9 protein-coding genes, 1 pseudogene and 1 riboswitch are annotated in these 19,487 nt (G+C 60.5%); all 10 genes and pseudogenes read left to right on the top strand.

What is annotated here, in order from left to right:
* Positions 1-7 precede the first annotated feature (7 nt).
* Positions 8-1,018 carry a TIM barrel protein gene (locus tag WBP50_RS10730; RefSeq protein WP_423934339.1) on the top strand — a complete coding sequence of 337 codons (1,011 nt, stop codon included), beginning with the start codon at positions 8-10 and terminating at the stop codon, positions 1,016-1,018.
* Positions 982-2,052: a radical SAM protein gene (locus WBP50_RS10725; RefSeq protein ID WP_423934337.1), complete on the top strand. Its 1,071-nt coding sequence runs from the start codon at positions 982-984 to the stop codon at positions 2,050-2,052. The genes WBP50_RS10730 and WBP50_RS10725 overlap by 37 nt, the downstream gene beginning before the upstream one ends.
* On the top strand, positions 2,049-5,828 hold the full coding sequence (cobN, locus tag WBP50_RS10720; protein WP_423934335.1) for a cobaltochelatase subunit CobN: 3,780 nt from the start codon (positions 2,049-2,051) through the stop codon (positions 5,826-5,828). The genes WBP50_RS10725 and cobN overlap by 4 nt, the downstream gene beginning before the upstream one ends.
* 14 nt (positions 5,829-5,842) lie before the next feature.
* Entirely contained in the window at positions 5,843-7,543 is a 1,701-nt protein-coding gene (locus WBP50_RS10715; protein WP_423934332.1) for a TonB-dependent receptor, read from the top strand.
* A gap of 8 nt (positions 7,544-7,551) precedes the next feature.
* Complete coding sequence (locus WBP50_RS10710) at positions 7,552-9,513, top strand: magnesium chelatase subunit D family protein (RefSeq protein ID WP_423934330.1); 1,962 nt, start codon at positions 7,552-7,554, stop codon at positions 9,511-9,513.
* Positions 9,510-10,553, top strand: coding sequence for an ATP-binding protein (locus WBP50_RS10705; RefSeq protein ID WP_423934327.1), 1,044 nt, complete (start codon positions 9,510-9,512; stop codon positions 10,551-10,553). Before WBP50_RS10710 ends, WBP50_RS10705 begins: the two co-directional genes overlap by 4 nt.
* A gap of 14 nt (positions 10,554-10,567) precedes the next feature.
* Positions 10,568-14,314, top strand: coding sequence for a cobaltochelatase subunit CobN (locus WBP50_RS10700; protein WP_423934325.1), 3,747 nt, complete (start codon positions 10,568-10,570; stop codon positions 14,312-14,314).
* A 59-nt stretch (positions 14,315-14,373) separates the two neighbouring features.
* Positions 14,374-14,588, top strand: a riboswitch (cobalamin riboswitch).
* 290 nt (positions 14,589-14,878) lie between these two features.
* Complete coding sequence (locus WBP50_RS10695) at positions 14,879-17,188, top strand: TonB-dependent receptor (protein WP_423934322.1); 2,310 nt, start codon at positions 14,879-14,881, stop codon at positions 17,186-17,188.
* 3 nt (positions 17,189-17,191) lie between these two features.
* Complete coding sequence (locus tag WBP50_RS10690) at positions 17,192-18,385, top strand: ABC transporter substrate-binding protein (protein ID WP_423934320.1); 1,194 nt, start codon at positions 17,192-17,194, stop codon at positions 18,383-18,385.
* 305 nt (positions 18,386-18,690) lie between these two features.
* Positions 18,691-19,487: pseudogene (locus WBP50_RS10685) on the top strand (hypothetical protein); the annotation flags it as partial.

Genomic DNA, 19,487 nt, shown 5'->3' with positions numbered 1-19,487 from the left:
AACAATCATGCGTTTTCTTCTCAATATCAGCACGCATCCCGGAGATGTCGCCATAGCCGGCGAGCATTGGGCCGATGCTGTCTCACTGCTCGAACAGACCGGTTTTGACGGATACGAGATCTACCCGGTCGGGGATTACGATTATGACGTCATTCCGGAGCGGATCATCGGCGGCATCCATCTCCGTTTTTTCGTGATGATCAGACAGATATGGAACAACGACCGCCAGGCGCTTGTCGATATGTTCGGCAGCGAGGAGAACGTGCGGTTCTATTACGGCGGCACGGATCGCGACGCGATCATCGACTGCTACCGCAGACAGCTCGATCTGGCATGCCGGTTCGATGTTCCGTATGTGGTTTTCCACCCGGTGCACTACGAGCTCGATTATGTTTTCAACTGGCAGCCGCCCTGGAACTGGCGGGAGACGATCGACCTGTCGGCTGAAATCATCAGTGAAGTCGTTCGACAGACCTCCTACAAGGGGTGGATCCTGTTCGAAAACCTCTGGTGGCCCGGAAATTTCCGGCTGGACAGCGTCAGGGAGATCGAACGACTGCTTTCGGGAGTGTCGTATTCCCGTTGCGGTCTGGTGCTCGATACCGGTCATGTTTTCAACAAGAACCAGTCGCTGAAAACGGAGGCCGAAGCGATCTCTTTTCTTCTTGATGAGGTCGATCGTCTCGGCGAGTATCGCGATCTGGTCAGGGCGGTGCATCTGTGCAGGAGTCTGTCGGGCGACTATGTGCGGGCAAGCCGGACGATCGCCAATCCTTTTGCCGGAGCCGCGACATTCTGGGACCGGTTCGGCGTGGCGGCGCGTCATGTCCGGCATATCGACCGGCACGAGGCGTTCGAGCACCCCTCCATTGCCGCCCTTTTCGACCGGATCGAGCCGGAAACGGTCGTTTTCGAGTTTTCTTTCGCTTCCCGTGAGGAGTGGCTCGGCAAGATAGAACGGCAAAAACGGGCGCTCGGAGAGTGCTTCAGCCGTCGGAGACCGGAGGGGAGACGATGACGCTTTCCATGGTATCCTCCCTGATGCTCGTGGTGACGACGGCATGCAATCTCTCCTGCCGCTACTGCTATGAAGGAGGGCGCCGTTCCGGGGAGTTCATGAGTCTCGATACGGCCCTCTGCGCGCTCGACGCGGCGGCCCTGGGGGGAAAGCCCTTCCATGTCCAGTTCACAGGGGGGGAGCCGCTGCTTGCAGCAGATCTTGTCTTCGCCGTTCTCGAGCATATCCACGCCGAGGCTCTGCCGGCGACGACGGCCATCCAGACAAACGGCATATTGCTCAACCGCGACGCCGTGCGAAAGTTCAGGGAGCACAGGACCGCAGTAGGCATAAGCGTGGACGGTCTGCCGGGAATACAGGAGCGGATGCGGGGCCAGAGTGCGGCAACCTACAGGGCCATGAGGATACTCGATGACGAAGGGGTTCCCTTCAGCGTCACCACGGTGCTTTCCGCCGTGAATACCGGAGAGCTTGCAAAGCTTGCCATGGCCCTGCACTCCTGGCCAATGGCTTCGGCTATCGGACTCGACCTGCTCGTGCGGAAAGGCTCTGCATTTCCGGGAAGCGGGATCGAACCGCCTGAAGAGGCGCTGTTGCGCCAGGGCATAGGGGGGCTGCTCGGCACGCTCGACCTGCTGAACCGTGAACGAAGGCATCCTCTTGTCCTTCGGGAAAAACAGCTGGTACAGAGGGCTTTGAAAAACGCCGTTCCGGCAGCACCCTACTGTTCCGCCTGCACCGGAGCGAGCCTCGCCGTTACGCCCGGAGGGGAGCTTTACCCCTGCACCCAGACCATGGGGGATCCTGATTTTTTTCTCGGAACGCTCGCCCGCCCCGACATGTCGCCTTCCCGAACCTTTGCCGGAGCGTCTCCGGTCAGGGGAGGGTGCTCCGGCTGCGTGCTCGAGGGGCGCTGTCCGGGCGACTGCCCGTCCCGGATGCATTACAACAGAGGGAACCAGTGCGACCTCGTCTGTACGCTCTATCGAACCATATACGATTACTGCAAGCAAACAGGAGAAATTCCATCATGAACCATTTTTCGCTCAGCTATTTCAGCGTCAATCCTTCCGAAGTCGCCACGCTCTCAGGCGGGGTGCGCCTCTATAACGGTGAAGGCGGCAAGGCGAAGGTGACGGCCCGCATTGCCGCGCAGCTCTCCTCTCCGCAGCAGATAGCGTCGTTCGCCCTGATTGCGGCAGCCTCGCATGTGGTCATTATCCGGCTTATGGGCGGCAAGGCCTCGTTTCCTGCCTTCGACGCCTTTCTCGATGCCTGCTCGCAGAGACGGGAAAAAGGAGACTCCGTTCCTCTTGTCGTGATCCATGCCGGAGGCGGCGACGATGAGGCGCTCGATCTTGCCCGTGAACACAGCATCCTGTATGGTACGGAAGCGGGGGAGAGGATCCGGCGTTATCTGCAGAACGGAGGCGCCCTGAATTTCGCGAATCTGCTCCGGTATCTGCACAAGCTTCTCCATGCCGAAGAGACAGAGGTTGCCGAGCCTGTGGAAATGCCGCACGAAGGGGTGTATCATCCCGACTGGCCGGCTTTCGACGATTTCGAAGGATACCTTGCGAAGCATGTCGATCCCTCGAAGCCCGTCGTCGGTATCTGGTTTTACCAGAACTACTTCGTCGACGCCGATCTTGCCGCTTACGATGGTCTCATCCGGGAGATCGGGAAGCGGGGGGCCAGCGTCATTGCGGTGTTTCATCACCGGTACCGCGACGTGATGCGCGGTAACAGGGGCGCCGACTATGTGGCCGATCGCTATTTCCGTCGTCCCGACGGCACAAGCCGCATCGATGTGCTCATCAATCCCATGCTTTTTTCCCTCACCCTGGCATCACCGGATTACACGGGCATCCTGCCGGGTCTCGACGTTCCCTTTCTGCAGGCTTTCAATACGTTTCAGAGCAGGGAGCAGTGGCAGCAGAGCGTACAGGGGCTTGGCACCATGGAAGTCTCCTACAACGCCGCGCAGCCCGAATTCGACGGCGCTCTCATGACGGTGCCCTTTTCGACCAGGGAGCATCGCGGCATCGATCCCGTGACCGGCGGCGAGGTCCTGAAAATCATGCCCATCGAAGAGCGTACGGCCAAACTGGCCGACATGGCGCTCCGGTGGGCTGAACTTCGCCGGAAACCGAACGCCGACAAACGCATCGCCATCATCTTCCACCACTACCCGCCCCGTAACGACCGCATCGGGTGCGCTTCGGGTCTCGACAGCTTCGCGAGCGTCAGACTGCTGCTCGAAAGAATGGCGGAGGAGGGGTATGCGGTCGGAAGGCAGTACGAAACCGGCGACGATCTTGCGCGCGAGCTTGTCTCCGGAATGACCTGCGACCGCCGCTGGCTCACCCCGGAGCAGATGGCCGCCAAAGCCGAAGCGACAGCGAAGCGGGAGCGGTACCAGCCCTGGCATGAGGCGCTGCCGACAGGCGTGAAGCAGAAGATGGTAAAGGAGTGGGGGCGGATGCCGGGGGAACTGTTCGTTCACGACGAAGAGCTGCTCTTTCCGGGCACGATCAACGGGAACGTGTTCATCACCATCCAGCCCTCACGGGGAAGCATCGAGCGTCAGGATCAGATGCTGCACGATCCCGATATACCGCCACCGCACCACTATCTTGCGCACTATCGCTGGATCAGGGACGTCTTCAGGGCCGATGCCGTCATGCATGTCGGCACGCACGGTTCGCTGGAGTGGCTGCCCGGCAAGGCGCTCGGGCTTTCGGAGGAGTGTTACCCGGATCTGGCCATCATGGATCTGCCGAACATCTATCCCTATATCATCAACAATCCGAGCGAGGGAACGCAGGCCAAGCGCCGGTCGAACTGCTGCATCATCGACCACATGACGCCGGTCTTCACCAACGCCGACCTCTACGAAGAGATGGCCGTGCTCGACGGCCACCTGCGGAGCTATGCGGAAGCGCGAAACAGCGATCCGGCGAAGCTCGACGTGCTGCGCCCGATGATCTGGGACGCGTTGGTCGCCGCCGATCTCGACAAGGACACCGGGTACGGTCGCGAAGATGCGATGGCGGATTTCGAAAAATTTCTTGAAGTGCTGCACGCCAAGCTCGACGAGATTGCCGACACCATGGTTTCCGACGGTCTGCATACCATGGGCGTCGCTCCCGAAGATGACCGTCTTGCCGAACTGCTCGTGCAGCTCACGAGGCTCGACCAGGGCGGCGTGCCGTCGCTGCGGGAATCGATCGTCAGGGCCATGGGATTCGATTACGACGACCTGCTTCGCCGCAAGGGTTCTCCGGTATTCGGCCCGACCTGCGATACCGGCGGGGAGAAAATCCGTCTCGCCCATGAGCATGCGCTCGCGATGGTGAAGCGGCTCTCCTCGGAAGGGTACCGGGCTGTTGCGCCCGATGCGGTGCAGGCCGCCATGCCGGAGCTGGCGACACCCGATGTGATGGCAGGGCTGCAATACATCTGCACCGATCTGGTTCCCCGTCTGCTGCGGGTAACCGACGAGATAGATGCTTCCCTGAAGGGCTTTTCCGGTCGTTTTGTCGAGCCCGGCCCTTCGGGAGCGCCTACCAGGGGGCAGGCCGACATCCTGCCGACCGGGCGCAATTTCTTCTCGATCGATCCGCAAAGGATTCCGACGCCTGCCGCCTGGAAAGTCGGCTGCAGTCTTGGCGATGCGCTCGTCGGGCGCTATCTGGCAGAGAAAGGCGAGTATCCCCGCAGCATCGGCATCATCCTCTTCGGCGGGGCCACCATGCGTTCCGGAGGCGACGATCTCGCGGAAATCTTTTACCTCATGGGCGTCAGGCCGGTCTGGCAGCAGGGCAGCGGCTACGTAAAAGGGGTCGAAGTCATTCCCCTCGCCGAACTCGGGCGTCCGAGGCTCGACATTGTGCCCAGGATTTCCGGATTTTTCCGCGACGCGTTTCCGCTGCTTGTCGAACGTATCGACGATGCGGTCAGGATGGTCGCCGCGCTTGACGAGCCGCCCGAAAGCAATCTGCTCCGCCGCAACGTGCTTGCGGACGTCGAGGAGTACCGGCGGGACGGCATGAACGACGAAGAAGCGCTCCGCGAAGCTTCGTTCCGGGTTTTCGGCTGCCCTCCGGGCACCTACGGGGCGGGGGTTTCGGAGCTGATCGAATCGAAGAACTGGCAGACGCAGGAGGACCTGGCGGCCAACTACATCCGCTACTCTTCGCATGCCTACGGCCGGGGATCCTACGGCCGGCAGAAACCCGATACCTTCCGCAGGGTGCTTTCCCGCATGGACGCCACGGTGAAAAACGAGGACACCCGCGAATACGACATGTTCTCATGCACCGATTACTACAACTACTATGGCGGTCTCATCACGGCGGCAAAGAGCCAGCGAGGGGGCGTTCTGCCGGAAGCCTACATGGGCGACAGCTCCGATCCGAACCGGGTGCAGGTGCGCACCACCTTCGAGGAGGCGAAGCATGTTTTCCGTTCGCGCCTGCTCAATCCGAAATGGCTCGAAGGGCTGAAGCGGCACGGCTACAAGGGGGCGGGCGACATCTCGAAGGTGCTCGATATCATACTCGGCTGGGACGCCACGGCCGAGGTGGTCGATGACTGGATGTACGAGCGCGTTGCCGGCAAGTATGTCTTCGACGAAGCGATGAAGAAGTGGATGGATGAGGTCAATCCCTATGCGCGCCAGAACATTCTCGACAAGCTGCTCGAAGCGATCAGCCGGGGCATGTGGAATGCGGGTGACGACATGAAGCTGCGCCTGCAGGAGGAGTATCTCGAAACCGAAGGCCAGCTCGAGGAGATCAACGAGTGAACGGTGTCCGGGTTATGCTGCTGGTTATCGCGCTGATCATGGGGGGCGTCAGGCAAGAACGGCTCCTGGCGGCGGGCAACGAAGATATCGTTGCCATAAGCGCGTCCGAACTCGAAGCCACGGACGCCACGGATGTCGCCGAGCTGCTCAATCGCATCCCCGGCGTCAGGGCGAGCGAATCGTCGGTCTCCATACGGGGCTCTTCCAACGTGAAGGTACTGCTCGACGGGCGGCCGATAAACGATCCGACATCGCATTCGGGATCGGTGAAATGGTCGATGATCTCCCTCTCCGGCATCGAAAAAATCGTGATCCACAAAGGGAGGGGGAGCGTCTCGTACGGCGACAATACGGAGGGCGGCGTTATCGTCATCACCTCGAAAAAGGCCGGCCGCATAGGCGGAATGGTCGGCGTCGGCGCCGGCAATAACGGGGAAAGGCATGCCGATATCAACCTGCAGGGCCGTTTCGACCGTTTTGCCGCGAACCTGACTGCGGGAGCGAAGGGGTACGACGGATTTACGGTCAACGACGACAAGCGGGAGTATCGCACGGGGTTGCGTCTCGATTACGCTCCGCTTGAAGGCACCTCGCTGTTCCTTTCCGGTGACTATAGCACGCAGGAGAAGGGGATGCGGGGGTACCCCGGAAGCCGGACGCCGAACGCCCGAATGGGGTACGACGACTATTCGCTGCTTTTCGGCATCAGCCGCAATTCCCTTGACGGGCGGGCCTGGTTCCGTAAAACCCTGACGCAGAACAGCGATTCCGACAGGGACTTTTTTTCCGGCCTGGAGGTGCTCTCCGCCGGTATGAGTGTCGATGGGCCGGTCAGCCTGCCTCTTGCCGGATCGCTGAAGGCCGGTTTCGGCTACGAATGGCAGTCGGCAAGCGGCAGCGGGTTCGGCGCGAAAGAGGAGCGGCGGGGCTGGCTGCATCTTACCAGGCTTTTCCGGCAGAAGGATGGCCCGTGGTCGGCCGATGTCGGCATCCGTGAGAACATCTACTCCGCTTTCCGCAATACCCTGAATCCGGAGGCGAAGGTGGCGTGGAAAAGGAAGCCGTGGAGAGTGGAGCTGACGGCCGGCGCGACAAATAACCTGCCGACCTTCAGGCAGCGCTATAACGAGACCTCGACCACCCGTCCCAATCCCGGTCTTGAGATGGAGCAGGCATTGAACACCGGCTGCTCGGTGTCGTTCGCTCCCTCGGAAAAGCTCAGCGCCGAACTGTCGTTTTTTCATCGGGACATCACCGATCGCATCACCTATGTGCGTGCTTCGGACAATACCGGAAAGTACGAGAATTTCGGAGAGGTCATCTATCAGGGAGTGGAGGCTTCGCTTTCCTGGAAACCGTCGCCATGGATCGAGTTTACGCCTTCGTACCTCTATCTTCACGCCCGCAACGAAGAGACCGGCCTCTGGCTGCCCGCCATTCCCTTCCACACCGTTTCGGGAGAGCTTCTCCTGAAACCGGCAGACGGGCTCTCCATCAGGACGGATGTGAAATATACCGGGAAGGTTTTCGCGAGAACCGACAACACCGATACCATTGCGGGTTATCTCGTGGCTGCTCTCAGGGTCGATTACCGGACAGGATCGGCGCAGTTTTTCGTCGATATCGACAATCTGTTCGACAGCGAATATCTCTACGCCGACGGTTATGATGCCCCGCCCCGCGAGTGGGAGATCGGCATGAATTACACCTTCTGAAACATACCATGAAAAGAAACTACTTTCCATTTTCGGCGATTGTCGGGCAGGAGGATCTCAAAAAGGCCCTGCTGCTCAATGCGGTCAATCCCCGTACCGGCGGAGTGCTCGTCCGCGGGGAAAAAGGAACCGCCAAATCGAGCGCTGTCAGGGCGCTCGGCCAACTGCTTCCCGAACGTCGGCAGAGAGCCGGGCAAGGAGCGGCGGCGGTCGTTACGCTTCCGCTCAACGCAACCGAAGAGATGGTTGCCGGCGGTATCGATTTTCAGGAAACCATGAAAGAGGGCCGCAGGATTTTCCAGCCAGGGCTCCTTGCCAAAGCCCATGAGGGAATTCTCTATGTCGATGAAGTGAACCTGCTTGACGACCATCTTGTCGATATCGTGCTCGATGCGGCCTCTTCCGGAGAGAATCGTGTGGAGCGCGAAGGCATGACCCTTGTGCATCCCTCGCTGTTCGTGCTTGCCGGCACCATGAATCCCGAAGAGGGCGAACTTCGTCCGCAGCTGCTCGACCGGTTCGGCCTCTGTGTGGAGGTCCATGGCGAAACCGATCCGGATCTGCGGGTGGAGCTGATGCTTCGCAGGGAGGCTTTCGACAGCGATCCCGACGCATTTGCCGGACACAGCAGCGATGAAGAGCGGCGGATCGCCGAAAAGATTGCGGCCGCGCGTCTCCTTCTGCCTGCGGTACGGATGCCCTCACACCTGCGGGGGTTCATTTCGGAGCTGTGCCGCAACAGTAACGTCGCCGGCCATCGGGCTGATCTTGTCATCGAGCAGGCCGCACGGGCGAGTGCCGCACTGCGAGGTTCACGGGAAGTGTCGGTTGCCGATATCACCGGAGTGGCTCCGCTCGCTCTCGTCCATCGGCGCAGGGACCCCGTGCCTCCGCCCGAAGAGCGGCCCAGGGAGCCGGAACAGGGCGAAGGGCAGGAGAACGACAACCAGCAGCAGTCGGAAGATGATGGCCGGACGTCCGGGGAGCCGAAGGAGAACTCCGGGGAGAAGAGCGCTGAAGGCCTCGAAGGAGACCGGCCAGCAGAGAGCGACGGAGATCGGCAGGAGCCGGCGGAACCGCAGGAGCCGGAAGATCGGGGTGAAGGGGAGGAGCGTTCCGGAACCGACGAGCTGTTCGGCGTAGCCCCCTCCTTCAGGGTCCGCAGCATCGTGACGCCGAAGGACCGCAAAATGCGTCGCGGTTCGGGTAAGCGCTCCCGGTCGCGGGTTTCGCAGAAACAGGGGCGCTACACCAAAAGCACCATGCCCCGCGGCACGAACGATATCGCGCTTGACGCCACGCTGAGGGCCGCAGCGCCCTTCCAGCGGTATCGCCTGAACCCGAACGGCATGGCGGTGGTTCTGCAGAACGAGGATATACGCGAAAAGATCAGGGAGAAGCGCCTTGGCAATCTGCTCATTTTCGTCGTGGACGCGAGCGGTTCGATGGGCGCAAGAGGCAGGATGGCGGCCTCGAAAGGGGCGATCATGTCGCTTCTGCTCGACGCATACCAGAAGCGCGACAAGCTTGCCATGGTCTCCTTCCGCAAGGAGGGCGCGGCGGTGAATCTGCCGGTTACCTCTTCCATCGAACTTGCCGCGAGACTGCTCAGGGATATGCCGGTAGGCGGGCGCACTCCCTTCTCGGCCGGCCTCGTAAAAGGGTACGAAATAGCGATGAACTATCTGCGCAAGGAGCCGCAGGGGCGTCCGCTCGTCATTCTTGTCACCGACGGCAAGGCGAACCGGTCTATCGGTTCGTCCAGGCCTCTCGACGAGGCGTTCCTGATCGCCCGGCGGGTTGCCGGTGAAGAGCGCATCCGCTATCTCGTTGTCGATACCGAAGAGCCCGGCCTCGTCAATTTCGGACTCGCAAAAAAACTCGCCGGTCTGCTCGATGCATGGTATTTCCGCATCGACGACCTGCGCGCAGATACCCTCGTTTCCATCGTAAAAAACATGACACCATGAAAAAAAAATACACCTATCCCTTCACGGCCATCGTCGGTCAGGAGGAGATGAAGCTTGCCCTGATTCTCAATATCATCAACCCCGCCATTTCCGGCGTTCTCATACGTGGAGAGAAGGGGACGGCAAAATCGACCGCCGTAAGGGCGCTTGCCGACATCCTGCCGGAGATCGGGGTGATCGGCGGCATTCCGTTCAATCTTTCGCCGGGCGAGGATCCTGAAACGGTTCGGGAGTGCTTTGCGGTGACGGGCCAGGCAATGCCGGCTGCCGATGCCTTGCCCGTCGAGCTGCGCAAGGTAAAGGTGGTCGAACTTCCGGTCGGGGCTACCGAAGACCGGGTCGTCGGCACGCTCGACCTCGAACACGCGCTCAAGGCCGGCGAAAAACGCATCGAACCCGGTCTGCTCTCCGGAGCCCATCGCGGCATTCTCTACGTTGACGAGGTGAACCTGCTCGACGACCATGTGGTCGATGTGCTGCTCGATTCTGCCGCGATGGGCGTGAACACCATCGAACGCGAAGGGGTGTCGTTTTCCCATCCGGCGAGGTTCACCCTCGTCGGCACCATGAATCCGGAGGAAGGGGAGCTTCGTCCGCAGCTTCTCGACCGTTTCGGCCTCTGCGTGCATGTCGGAGGGATTACCGATCCCCAGGACCGGGTGACGGTCATGGAGCGGAGGTTCGCCTTCGAGGAAGATCCTGAACGGTTTTTCGCCGAATGGCAGGAGGCGTCGCAACAGCTTGCCGAAAGAATCGTTCGGGCCCGCGATCTCTGTCCGTCCGTTTCGATAAGCCGCGCCCATCTTCTCGGGATAGCGAAAAGCTGCCTGAATGCAGGCGTTGACGGACACCGGGGAGACATCATCATCATGAAAACGGCGAAAACCATCGCAGCCTGGGACGGACGCGACAGCGTCGGCGCCGGGGACATCGATCGGGCGGTCGCATTCGCCCTTCCGCACCGGGTGCGCCGGCAGCCCCTTCAGGATATGGTGATGGACGTCGGTTCCCTTCCCGGCGTGCGGCAGACGGCACCGTAACCATAAAACAGGATATGAGCGTGATCACCATCGCATACTACAACAACATCCACAGTTCGGCAATCTGGCATCAGCTTGCCTCTGTGGTCCGCCCGGAGGGGATAGAGCTGCTTTCGTTCGGTTTCGGCGGCGAAGAGCCGTTTGTCGAACATCTCGACAACGGCGCCATCGACGTGCTGCTGGCAAATGTTCCTCCCGAAGCGCCCGGTCTGCAGGGAGTGCTGCCGAAGATGATGCGGGTTCCGGTAAGGGTCGCCCTGCATCCCGGTCTGCCGGAATCCTTTTCCACCGTTTCGGACGGCGAACAGCAAACGCTGCGGGAGTATTTCGGCGTGCTTTCGAAAGAGAATTTCCATAACGGGTTGCGACGGCTTGCCGGTCTCGTTCACGAGCCCTGCCGCCCGGCCTGTACGACAGGCATCTATCATCCCGACAGCGGGAGCTTTTTCGACACGGCCGCCGACTATGCCGGCTGGCTCCGCTCGACGGACAGGTTTTCCGGGAAGGCTCCCGTGGCCGGCATCATCATGCATTACACGCTGCTTGCGGAGGGCAACCATGCCGATGTCGATGCTCTCATCGCCGCACTTTCTGCGGCCGGCGTCATTCCGTTCTGCGTCTTCTGCGACAGCGAGGCCGCCACATTGCAGCGCGATCGCTATCCGTGGCACCGCTTGTTCTCCTCAGGCGAACTGCCCCCCGACATCATTCTGAACTTCCTGCTCGGGCGCCTGATCTCGACGACCGAAGATCGCCGGGTGCTGCAGGATCTCGACGTGCCGGTGATACAGCTTATCCGGAATTTCATGCTTTCGCCCGAGGAGTGGCTCGACGATCCCGTCGGCATCAGCGCCATGACCCTGACCCATTCGCTGGTGCAGCCGGAAATGTTCGGCGCCATCGACCCGGTCATGGTGTCCGGAACGGTTCGCAATCCCGGCGATCCGCCAATGGTGCGCACCGCCGTTCCCGTCGCGGAGCGTATCGGCATGGTCGTGAAGCGGGTGAAGCGCTGGGCCCGTCTGCGCCATGCACCGAACGGCGAAAAGCGCATCGCACTCATCCTGCACAACAATCCCTGCAAGGGAGTCGAGAGCACCATCGGCATGGCGGCAGGACTCGATACCTTCGAAAGCCTTCTGCTGCTCCTGCGGCGGATGCGGCACGAAGGGTACGACGTCGGGGAACTTCCCGAATCCGGGAAGGACCTGCTCGCCATGATCCATGATCGGAAGGCGCTGCTTGAGTTCCGCTGGACAACGGCTGACGGGATCCTGCGAAAGGGGGGCGTCCTGCACGCCGTGAACCGGGAGGAGTACCAGACCTGGTTCGGCACCCTCGACGAAAAGGTACGCAGCCAGGTGAACGAAGAGTGGGGCGTTTTTCCCGGAGAGGGCATGGCGCTCGAAGTCGAAGGACAACCGGCCCTGCTCATTACCGGGCTCAGGTTCGGCAAGGTGCTGGTTATGCCGCAGCCGAAACGTGGCTGCTATGGTGCACGCTGTGACGGGGAGGTGTGCCGTATCCTGCACGATCCCGGCATATCGCCTCCGCACCACTGGCTGGCGACCTATTTCTGGATACAGCAGGAGTGCGACGCCGTCGTCCATTTCGGGACGAGCGGCGCGCTCGAATATCTTCCCGGCAAGCGGGCGGTGCTCTCCCGAAACTGCTTCAGCGACATTTCGCTCGGCGACCTGCCGAACATCTATCCCTATATCATGGACACGCCCGGAGAGGGGATGATGGCCAAACGTCGCGGTCGCGCGGTCATCGTCGATCATCTCACCCCGGCTTGCCGTCCGGCAGTCCTGAACACGGAACTGCAGCGTTACGACGAACTGCTGGGCGAATACCGGCGAGCGGTCGATGGCAGGGAGACGGCGCGACAGGAAGCCCTGCAGGAGGAGCTGCTCGATCTCGGAGTCGGATTGCGCTTTCTGCCGGAAGGCGCAACGATCGCCCAGCTGCATGCGGAGGTCGAAACCCTCTCCCGACGGATGTCGCTGCTGAAGCTTTCGATGGTTCCGGAGGGGATGCATCTCTTCGGTCAGCCGCCGTCGCTTCGGGCGGTGTCGTCCATGCTGCTCTGCGCACTGCCGCGTCTCGGCGAGGGTTTCCCTTCGGCAGCCGAACTTGCCGCGCTGCATCCGGCATCCGGGGGAGACGAATTTACGAAAGCCTCCGGAATTCTTGCGGCCGTTATCGACCCGGACTCGGCTGAAGCCGCGCTGAGAGCGGCTGCCGGGCGGATTCCGCAACGGCTCGCGAACTGGTGCATCGAGACCGCTGCCGGAATAGGGCGCGCCGGCGACGAAGTGCGCAACGTGATCAGGGCTCTTTCCGGAAGCTACATCGAAGCGGGTCTCGGAGACGCTCCGTCGTCGGGAAAGCCTGACGTGCTCCCTTCCGGCAGGAATTTCTACGCTGCCGACATCATGACCATGCCCACCGAAGCGGCCTGGAAGATCGGATCCGCGATGGCTGACATGCTGCTTGACAAATTCTATCGCGAAGAGGGCCGCTTTCCCGAAAGCATCGGCATGAGCCTCTGGAGCTCCGACGCCTTCAAGTCCGACGGCGAGCTGCTCTCCCAGATCTTCGCCCTCATGGGGGTCAGGCCGGTGCGGCAGGCTAGCGGCAGGGTAGGCGCGATCGCCCTCACGCCTCTCGACGAGCTGGCGATCACCATCGACGGTGTCGCTATGCCGAGGCCGAGGATCGATGTCACCATCGAGACCAGCAGCATCGTTCGCGATATGGTTCCCCATTTTCTTGCGCTCATCGACAGGGCGGTCGCCGCCGTCAGCGCCCTCGAGGAGGAACCGGCGGAATCCAATTTCGTCAGGAAGCACACCCTCGAGCAGCTTGCCGCGCTGCAGGAGTCCCACGCCGGGAAGATGGAGGATTCGCTCATGCAGCGCCTGTCGCTCTACCGGGTGTTTTCCTCGCCGCCCGGCACCTATGCCAACGGGGTGGCCCTCGCTCTCGACGCGTCGGCATGGAACGACCGGCGCGACCTTGCCGAGACCTACATCAACCACTCCGGCTACGCCTATGGCGGCGGGCAGCTCGACCAGGGGGTCAAGGCGTACGACCTGTTCAGCCGCCAGCTTGCAAGGGTCGAAATCTCGTGCATAAAGCAGACCTCCGGGGAGTACGATGCGCTCGACTGCGGCTGCTATGCCGCAAGCGCCGGGGGAATGGCGGCGGCCGCAAAGGTGCTGTCGGGAAAAGCCGTGAAAACCTGGTGGGCCGATACGACCCGCCCCGGCAATCCCGATATCCGCGATTTCAGGGATGAGGCCGAGCGTTCGGTTCGCGCAAAGCTCTGCAACGAGGCATGGATAGCATCCATGAAAGAGCACGGTTTCCAGGGAGCCCAGGGGTTCGCTTCGCGTATCAACAACCTCTTCAAATGGAGCGCCACGACGGGCGAGGTGGAGACCTGGGTGTTCGAGCAGGTGGTGGAGACCTTCGTGCAGAACGAGGAGAACCGTGAATGGATCCGCCGGCAGAACCCATGGGCGCTCGAAGAGATCACCCGCCGACTGCTCGAAGCCGAAGCGAGGGGACTCTGGGATGCCAGGCCGGACCTGCTCGAGGCGGTGCGCCAGGCGGCCCTCTCCATCGAGGGAGATCTCGAAGAGCGGATCGGCGATGTCGAAGGAGCGTTTCAGGGCGGCCGGATCGACATTTTCACCGGCGATGAGGTCGAGCGGTGGAAACGTGAGTGGAGGATAAAGGAGAATGATGAATGATGAATTTCGTCCACCAAGTCCACTTTGGCTTGTGTCGAAGAGAACAAGTAGTAACTAACGTTTAATTATTCAGTTACGGTTTCCGGCGCTGCAAGGCGCCGGAATGAAAAGGGAACCCGGTGAAAATCCGGGACAGTGCCCGCTGCTGTAATCCCTCCGTCGGCATCCGCCGGCGGCGCGGTGCTTCCGAAAAGGCCACTGGTCCGCGCCCGCGGACCGGGAAGGCCGGAAGCATGGGGAGAGTCAGAAGACCTGCCGTAACGAAGTAATGCTTCGGGAAAAAAGCGAACAGAGATGACAGCAAGAGATGATATTCCCGGCGGGAGGGAGGCGGCATTGCCGTTTCTCCGGTGGCGAAGCGTTCTCCCTTTCGGCTCAAGGCCTGAAGGGTTCCGATGCCGCGCCCGTTGCCTGCACCATGCAGAGAGCGTGTCCGGGCGGAGTCCGGCATGGATGACGCCCTCTTATCGCAGCAGGGCCGGCCCTTTCCTGCATTCGGGGGAAAGGGGCCGACAGACAGCAACAACAACGCATTGGCATTGTGCAACCACAAAACAAAACTCGATGAAATCCTACTCAGTCAAGAAAGTTTTTCGTACGGCGGGACTGTTTGCCGTACTTGTGTCGGTATGGGTGCCGGAAGCCTCGGCCGAAAGCCGGGTCATAACCGGGGTCGTCACCAGCCGCGATGACGGCACTCCTCTGCCCGGAGCAACGATTCGGGTCGAGGGGAGCGGCGCAGGGACGGTTACCGATTCGCGCGGCGAATACACGCTGACCCTTCCTGGTGATGCGGGCCGGGTGACGGTGAGCTCTATCGGTTATGCAACGCGGTATCTCAAACCCGGTCAGGGGAAGCTGCTCAATGTCGCCCTTGCCGAAAGCGCGCATTCGGCAGGCGAGATCGTTGTTTCGTCGACACGTTCCCAGGAACAGCTGAAGAACATACCGCGCAAGATCGAGGTGATCACCGGCAAGGATATCGAGGCGCTCGATCCGGCAAGTGCTTCGGAACTGCTCAAGAAGACTGCCGGTGTTGACGTCATCGAGTATCCCGGCATGCTTTCGGGGGTCTCGATCAGGGGATTCGTTCCGAATGCCGGCTCGTATTACAATGCCGAGTATGTCTCGTATCTGCTTGACGGCAGGCCGCTTGGCACGAGAAACCTCGCCGCCGTCGATATGAACATGATCGAGCGGGTCGAGGTGATCAAAGGGCCTTCATCGGCACTGTACGGATCGCAGGGCATGGGAGGCACCATCAACTTCATTTCGAAAAAGTCCCAGGGACCCATCAGAGGCAAGGTATCGCTCGGCTACGGCAGCTTCGAAACCTTCGACGGCAGCGGCGCGATCGGCGGTTCGATCAGCGACCGTTTCGATTTCGACCTCGGTTTCCGGTATTTCAGCCAGAACGAGGATTACAAGGTCGGCAATAACACGCTCATCTCGGATCCCTCCCCGGAGATGGTCGAGGAAGGGATCGGCGCCATGCGGAATTCCACCTATTCCAGCAATTCCGGTTCGCTCCGCATCGGCTACCGTCTCAGCGACAGTTTCAGGCTCGACCTGCGCGGCGCGTTTTTCAACGCTCCGTCGGTTCATACGCCCGGTTCCATCTGGGGTTATTATGAAGACGGATTGAAGGATGTCTTCCGCAAAACCGCGGATATTTCCCTTACCGGTACGGCGGGACGACACCATGTCAAATTCATGCCCTACTGGTCTGAAGACGAGAGCCGAAACCTGAAGAGCGCCTCGGGCAAGACGTACGCCTATTTCGAAGGCCGAAACGAGGAGTACGGTTTTCAGCTGCAGGATGCCGTAACCATCGGCAGGCATCGCGTGACGGCCGGCGTCGATTACCATACATCGACCTACAAAACCCAAAGGCACAGCGCTCCAGGGGTTTCCGCCGCTCCCTACAGTCCGGACGGCAGGACCAGCAGCCTCGGCCTCTTTGCCGAAGCCGGGCTCTCGTTCCTCGACGGGCGGCTTGTCGTCACTCCGGGAATGCGTTACGACATGAGCACCTTTGCCATGCTTGATACGCCGCTGATCGCGGACGTGGATACGGAAGAGACGCATGACGGGTTTTTCAGCCCATCGCTGGCTTTCCAGTACTCATTACTGCCTGCCCTGAAGACCCATGCGAGCATCGGCCGGGCGTTTGTGTCGCCCTCCGCGTTGCAGAAGGCCGGGGAGTATATCGATACCTATGGCTGGACGGTGCGGGGCAACCCGGACCTGGAGCCGGAAACGAGCGTGACCTGGGATGCCGGTCTGACCTGGAGCGACGAGAAACGGGGATTGCGGGCCGATGTCACCTACTACGATACTGAATGGGAGGATTTCATCACAACGGAAAGCACCAGCGACGGCAGCAAGATCAAAACCTATGTCAATGCGGCAAGCGCCAGGCTGCGGGGCATGGAGTTCGAACTCTCCTGCGATTTCGGAGCGATGGCCGACTACCGTTATTCCTTGCGCTGCTATGCCAGTTACACCCGTCAATTCGAAGCCGAGGTAACAAAGTACGGCGTCGAGAGCCCGATGAAATATGTTCGCGCCGGGCTCGGCTCGTTCGGTATCGAGTACAACGACTTCCATCTTCTCAATGCCCGTCTCAGCGCCCGTTACCTGGGCTCCCGTTACGAGGACAACTATTTTACGTCGATACGTCCGACGCTGAAGAATTCCGTTCTTGAGCATGAACCGGCTCTTGTGTTCGATGCGACGGTTGGCGTTTCCATCGACGGGAAGAACAGCGTCGCCCTGACGGTGAAGAACCTTCTGGATGAAAACTACACCGAAAAGGATGGTTACAACATGCCGGGCAGGTCGTTCGGCGTGAAATATACGGTAACGTTCTGAGGTATGGAAAAGCAGATGAGATTCGTTTCATTCCGGATCATGCGGGCAGTACTGGTGACGGTACTGCCCCTTCTGCTGCTGGCGGGGTGCCGGCAGGAGCGGGAACGGCCGGTCAGAAGGGGTGCGAAGAGGGTCGTGGAGCAGGAAATCCCCCTGCGTTACGCCCGCTGTTTTACCATGAAAAAGGTTGGTTCCTGTACCCTCATCGAGATCAGGAAGCCGAAAGGGGCCAGGCTCGGGGTGTTCTATCGCTATCTGCTCGTTCCCGGAGGAGAAACCGCGCCTTCCGGGTATCCTGACGCCCTGGTTGTGGCCACTCCTGTCAGGAAAGTAACCTGCGGTCTTGGCCTGCAGGTAGCCATGATCGGGCAGCTCGACCGGATCGAAAGCATAGCGGGGGTGGGCATGGGGAAGTGGACGGGAAACCCTGAGATCCGCCGGAAGATGGCTGCCGGAGAGGTGCTCGAGACGGGCATGTCCGCCGATATGAACATGGAGACCATGGTGAACATCGACCCTGATATCGCCTTCGTCTACTCGTCGGGAAGCGATACCGACATCCATGACAAACTGCTTTCGATGGGCATCAGGCCTGGGCTGGTGTGCATGCATCTCGAGGAGCATCCTCTCGGCGTTCTGGAGTGGATACGGTTTTTCGGTGCGTTTTATGGCAGGGAGAAGGAGGCGGAGGCCTGTTTCAGGAGCGCAGCGGAACGTTATGAAAAACTCGAAGCATCGGTGAAGGATTCTTTCAGCGTGCGCCCGACGGTTATTGTCGGCCACGCCACCAGAGGCATCTGGACCACGCACGGTTCGAGCGCATGGTTCATCAGATTCCTGCACGACGCAGGTGCGCGCTACATACTCGAAGAGAGCGGCGAATACGAAGAGAATCCGGTCAGTCTCGAACACGCCCTCAAGGTCGGCATCGAAGCGGAATACTGGGTCAATCCCCGGTACAATGCGAAAACCATTACCGACCTGCTTGGCGATGACAAACGCTATCAGTATTTCTCTTCGGTCAAATCCGGCAAGGTGTTCAACAACGACAACCTCACCTTCGACGACGGACGGACGCTTTTCTGGGAGACGGGCATGATGGAACCGGACGAAGTGCTCAGGGATCTCGTCGCGATCTTTCATCCCGGGCTGGTTCCGGGGCATCGAATGAAATACTATCGCAGGATGATGCCGTGAGGCGCAGGCATGCAGGCAGGCGGATTTCCTTGTGAACCGTATCGAAATCGAGCCTTCCGGGTATCTCTATAAAGTGTGATGAGCGATCAAAATGCAAGCTCCATAAAGGAGCGCGAGTATAGCAGCGCGGCCGGAGCGGAAAAACCGGAGTGTACACGTAGTACATGAGGATTTCGAGCACCGGCCAACACAGCAGTTTGGGTGTGCAATAACTTTACAGAGGTACCCTTCTGTTTGCTTGTTAGAGCGTAATATATGTATAATCCAGTCTGGAAATCGATCATTCGCCGACTGCCTGAAATCCGATGCAAGCCGAAAAACACCTTTTTGCGACCGTTCCCCTTCTGGGCCCGTTTCTCAGGAACAGGGCGGTGGAGCGCCTGTTTACGGGCAACAGCCGTGAGGCCACCCTTGAGCTGGCGGGCGCGGTAGAGGGGGGGCATCCGGAAGCGGATGCGATATTCCGCCGTCTGCTGCTCCTGCGGCACGCCGACGGGCCGGTCATGCACGTCGCGCTGTGGAACTACTGGAAATCGCGTCGCTTCGAGGAGCCGCTCAAGAGAACGCACGCTTCCGAAGCGCTTCGGCAGGATATGCTCGAGGCGATTGAGGCCATGCCGGAAACCGACTGGGGCAACGGTATGGTATTCACGCTCTGGAGTATCGCCGATCGCGACGACATCGCCGAAAAGATCGAAGCGAAAGGCCGCCATGCGCCCGCGCTCGAGATGGACGCCCTTTTCGGGCTTGCGCGAGGCAATCCGGAGCGCTACCTCTCTCTTGAGGATCCCGATCACTCCATTTTCGAAAAAGCATGGCTTGCCGCATCTTCCGCCCGGAGGCAGCGGATCAGCACCACGGTCCTCCAAAGTCAGAATCCCCGGCTTGTGGCGGCTTACGACCGTGCCGTCAGGGAGGGGCACGACCCGCAACTGGTGATCGAGGCCCTCAAACTCTGCGGCGATCACGATGCGCTGCTCGACCGGCTGCACGGTTTGCCCTTCACCAGTGCGCTCGAGGTTGTCGCCTACTGGGAAGAGAGCGGCGGAAGGCCGAAAAGTCCCTCCGGAAAAGCCGTCGTCGAGGCTGCGGTCGCCCTCTA

The sequence above is a fragment of the Chlorobium sp. genome (genome assembly GCF_049593655.1).
Taxonomy (GTDB): Bacteria; Bacteroidota; Chlorobiia; order Chlorobiales; family Chlorobiaceae; genus Chlorobium.
The sequence above is the reverse complement of the archived record's forward strand: the minus strand, read 5'-3'. Positions and strand labels throughout refer to the sequence as shown.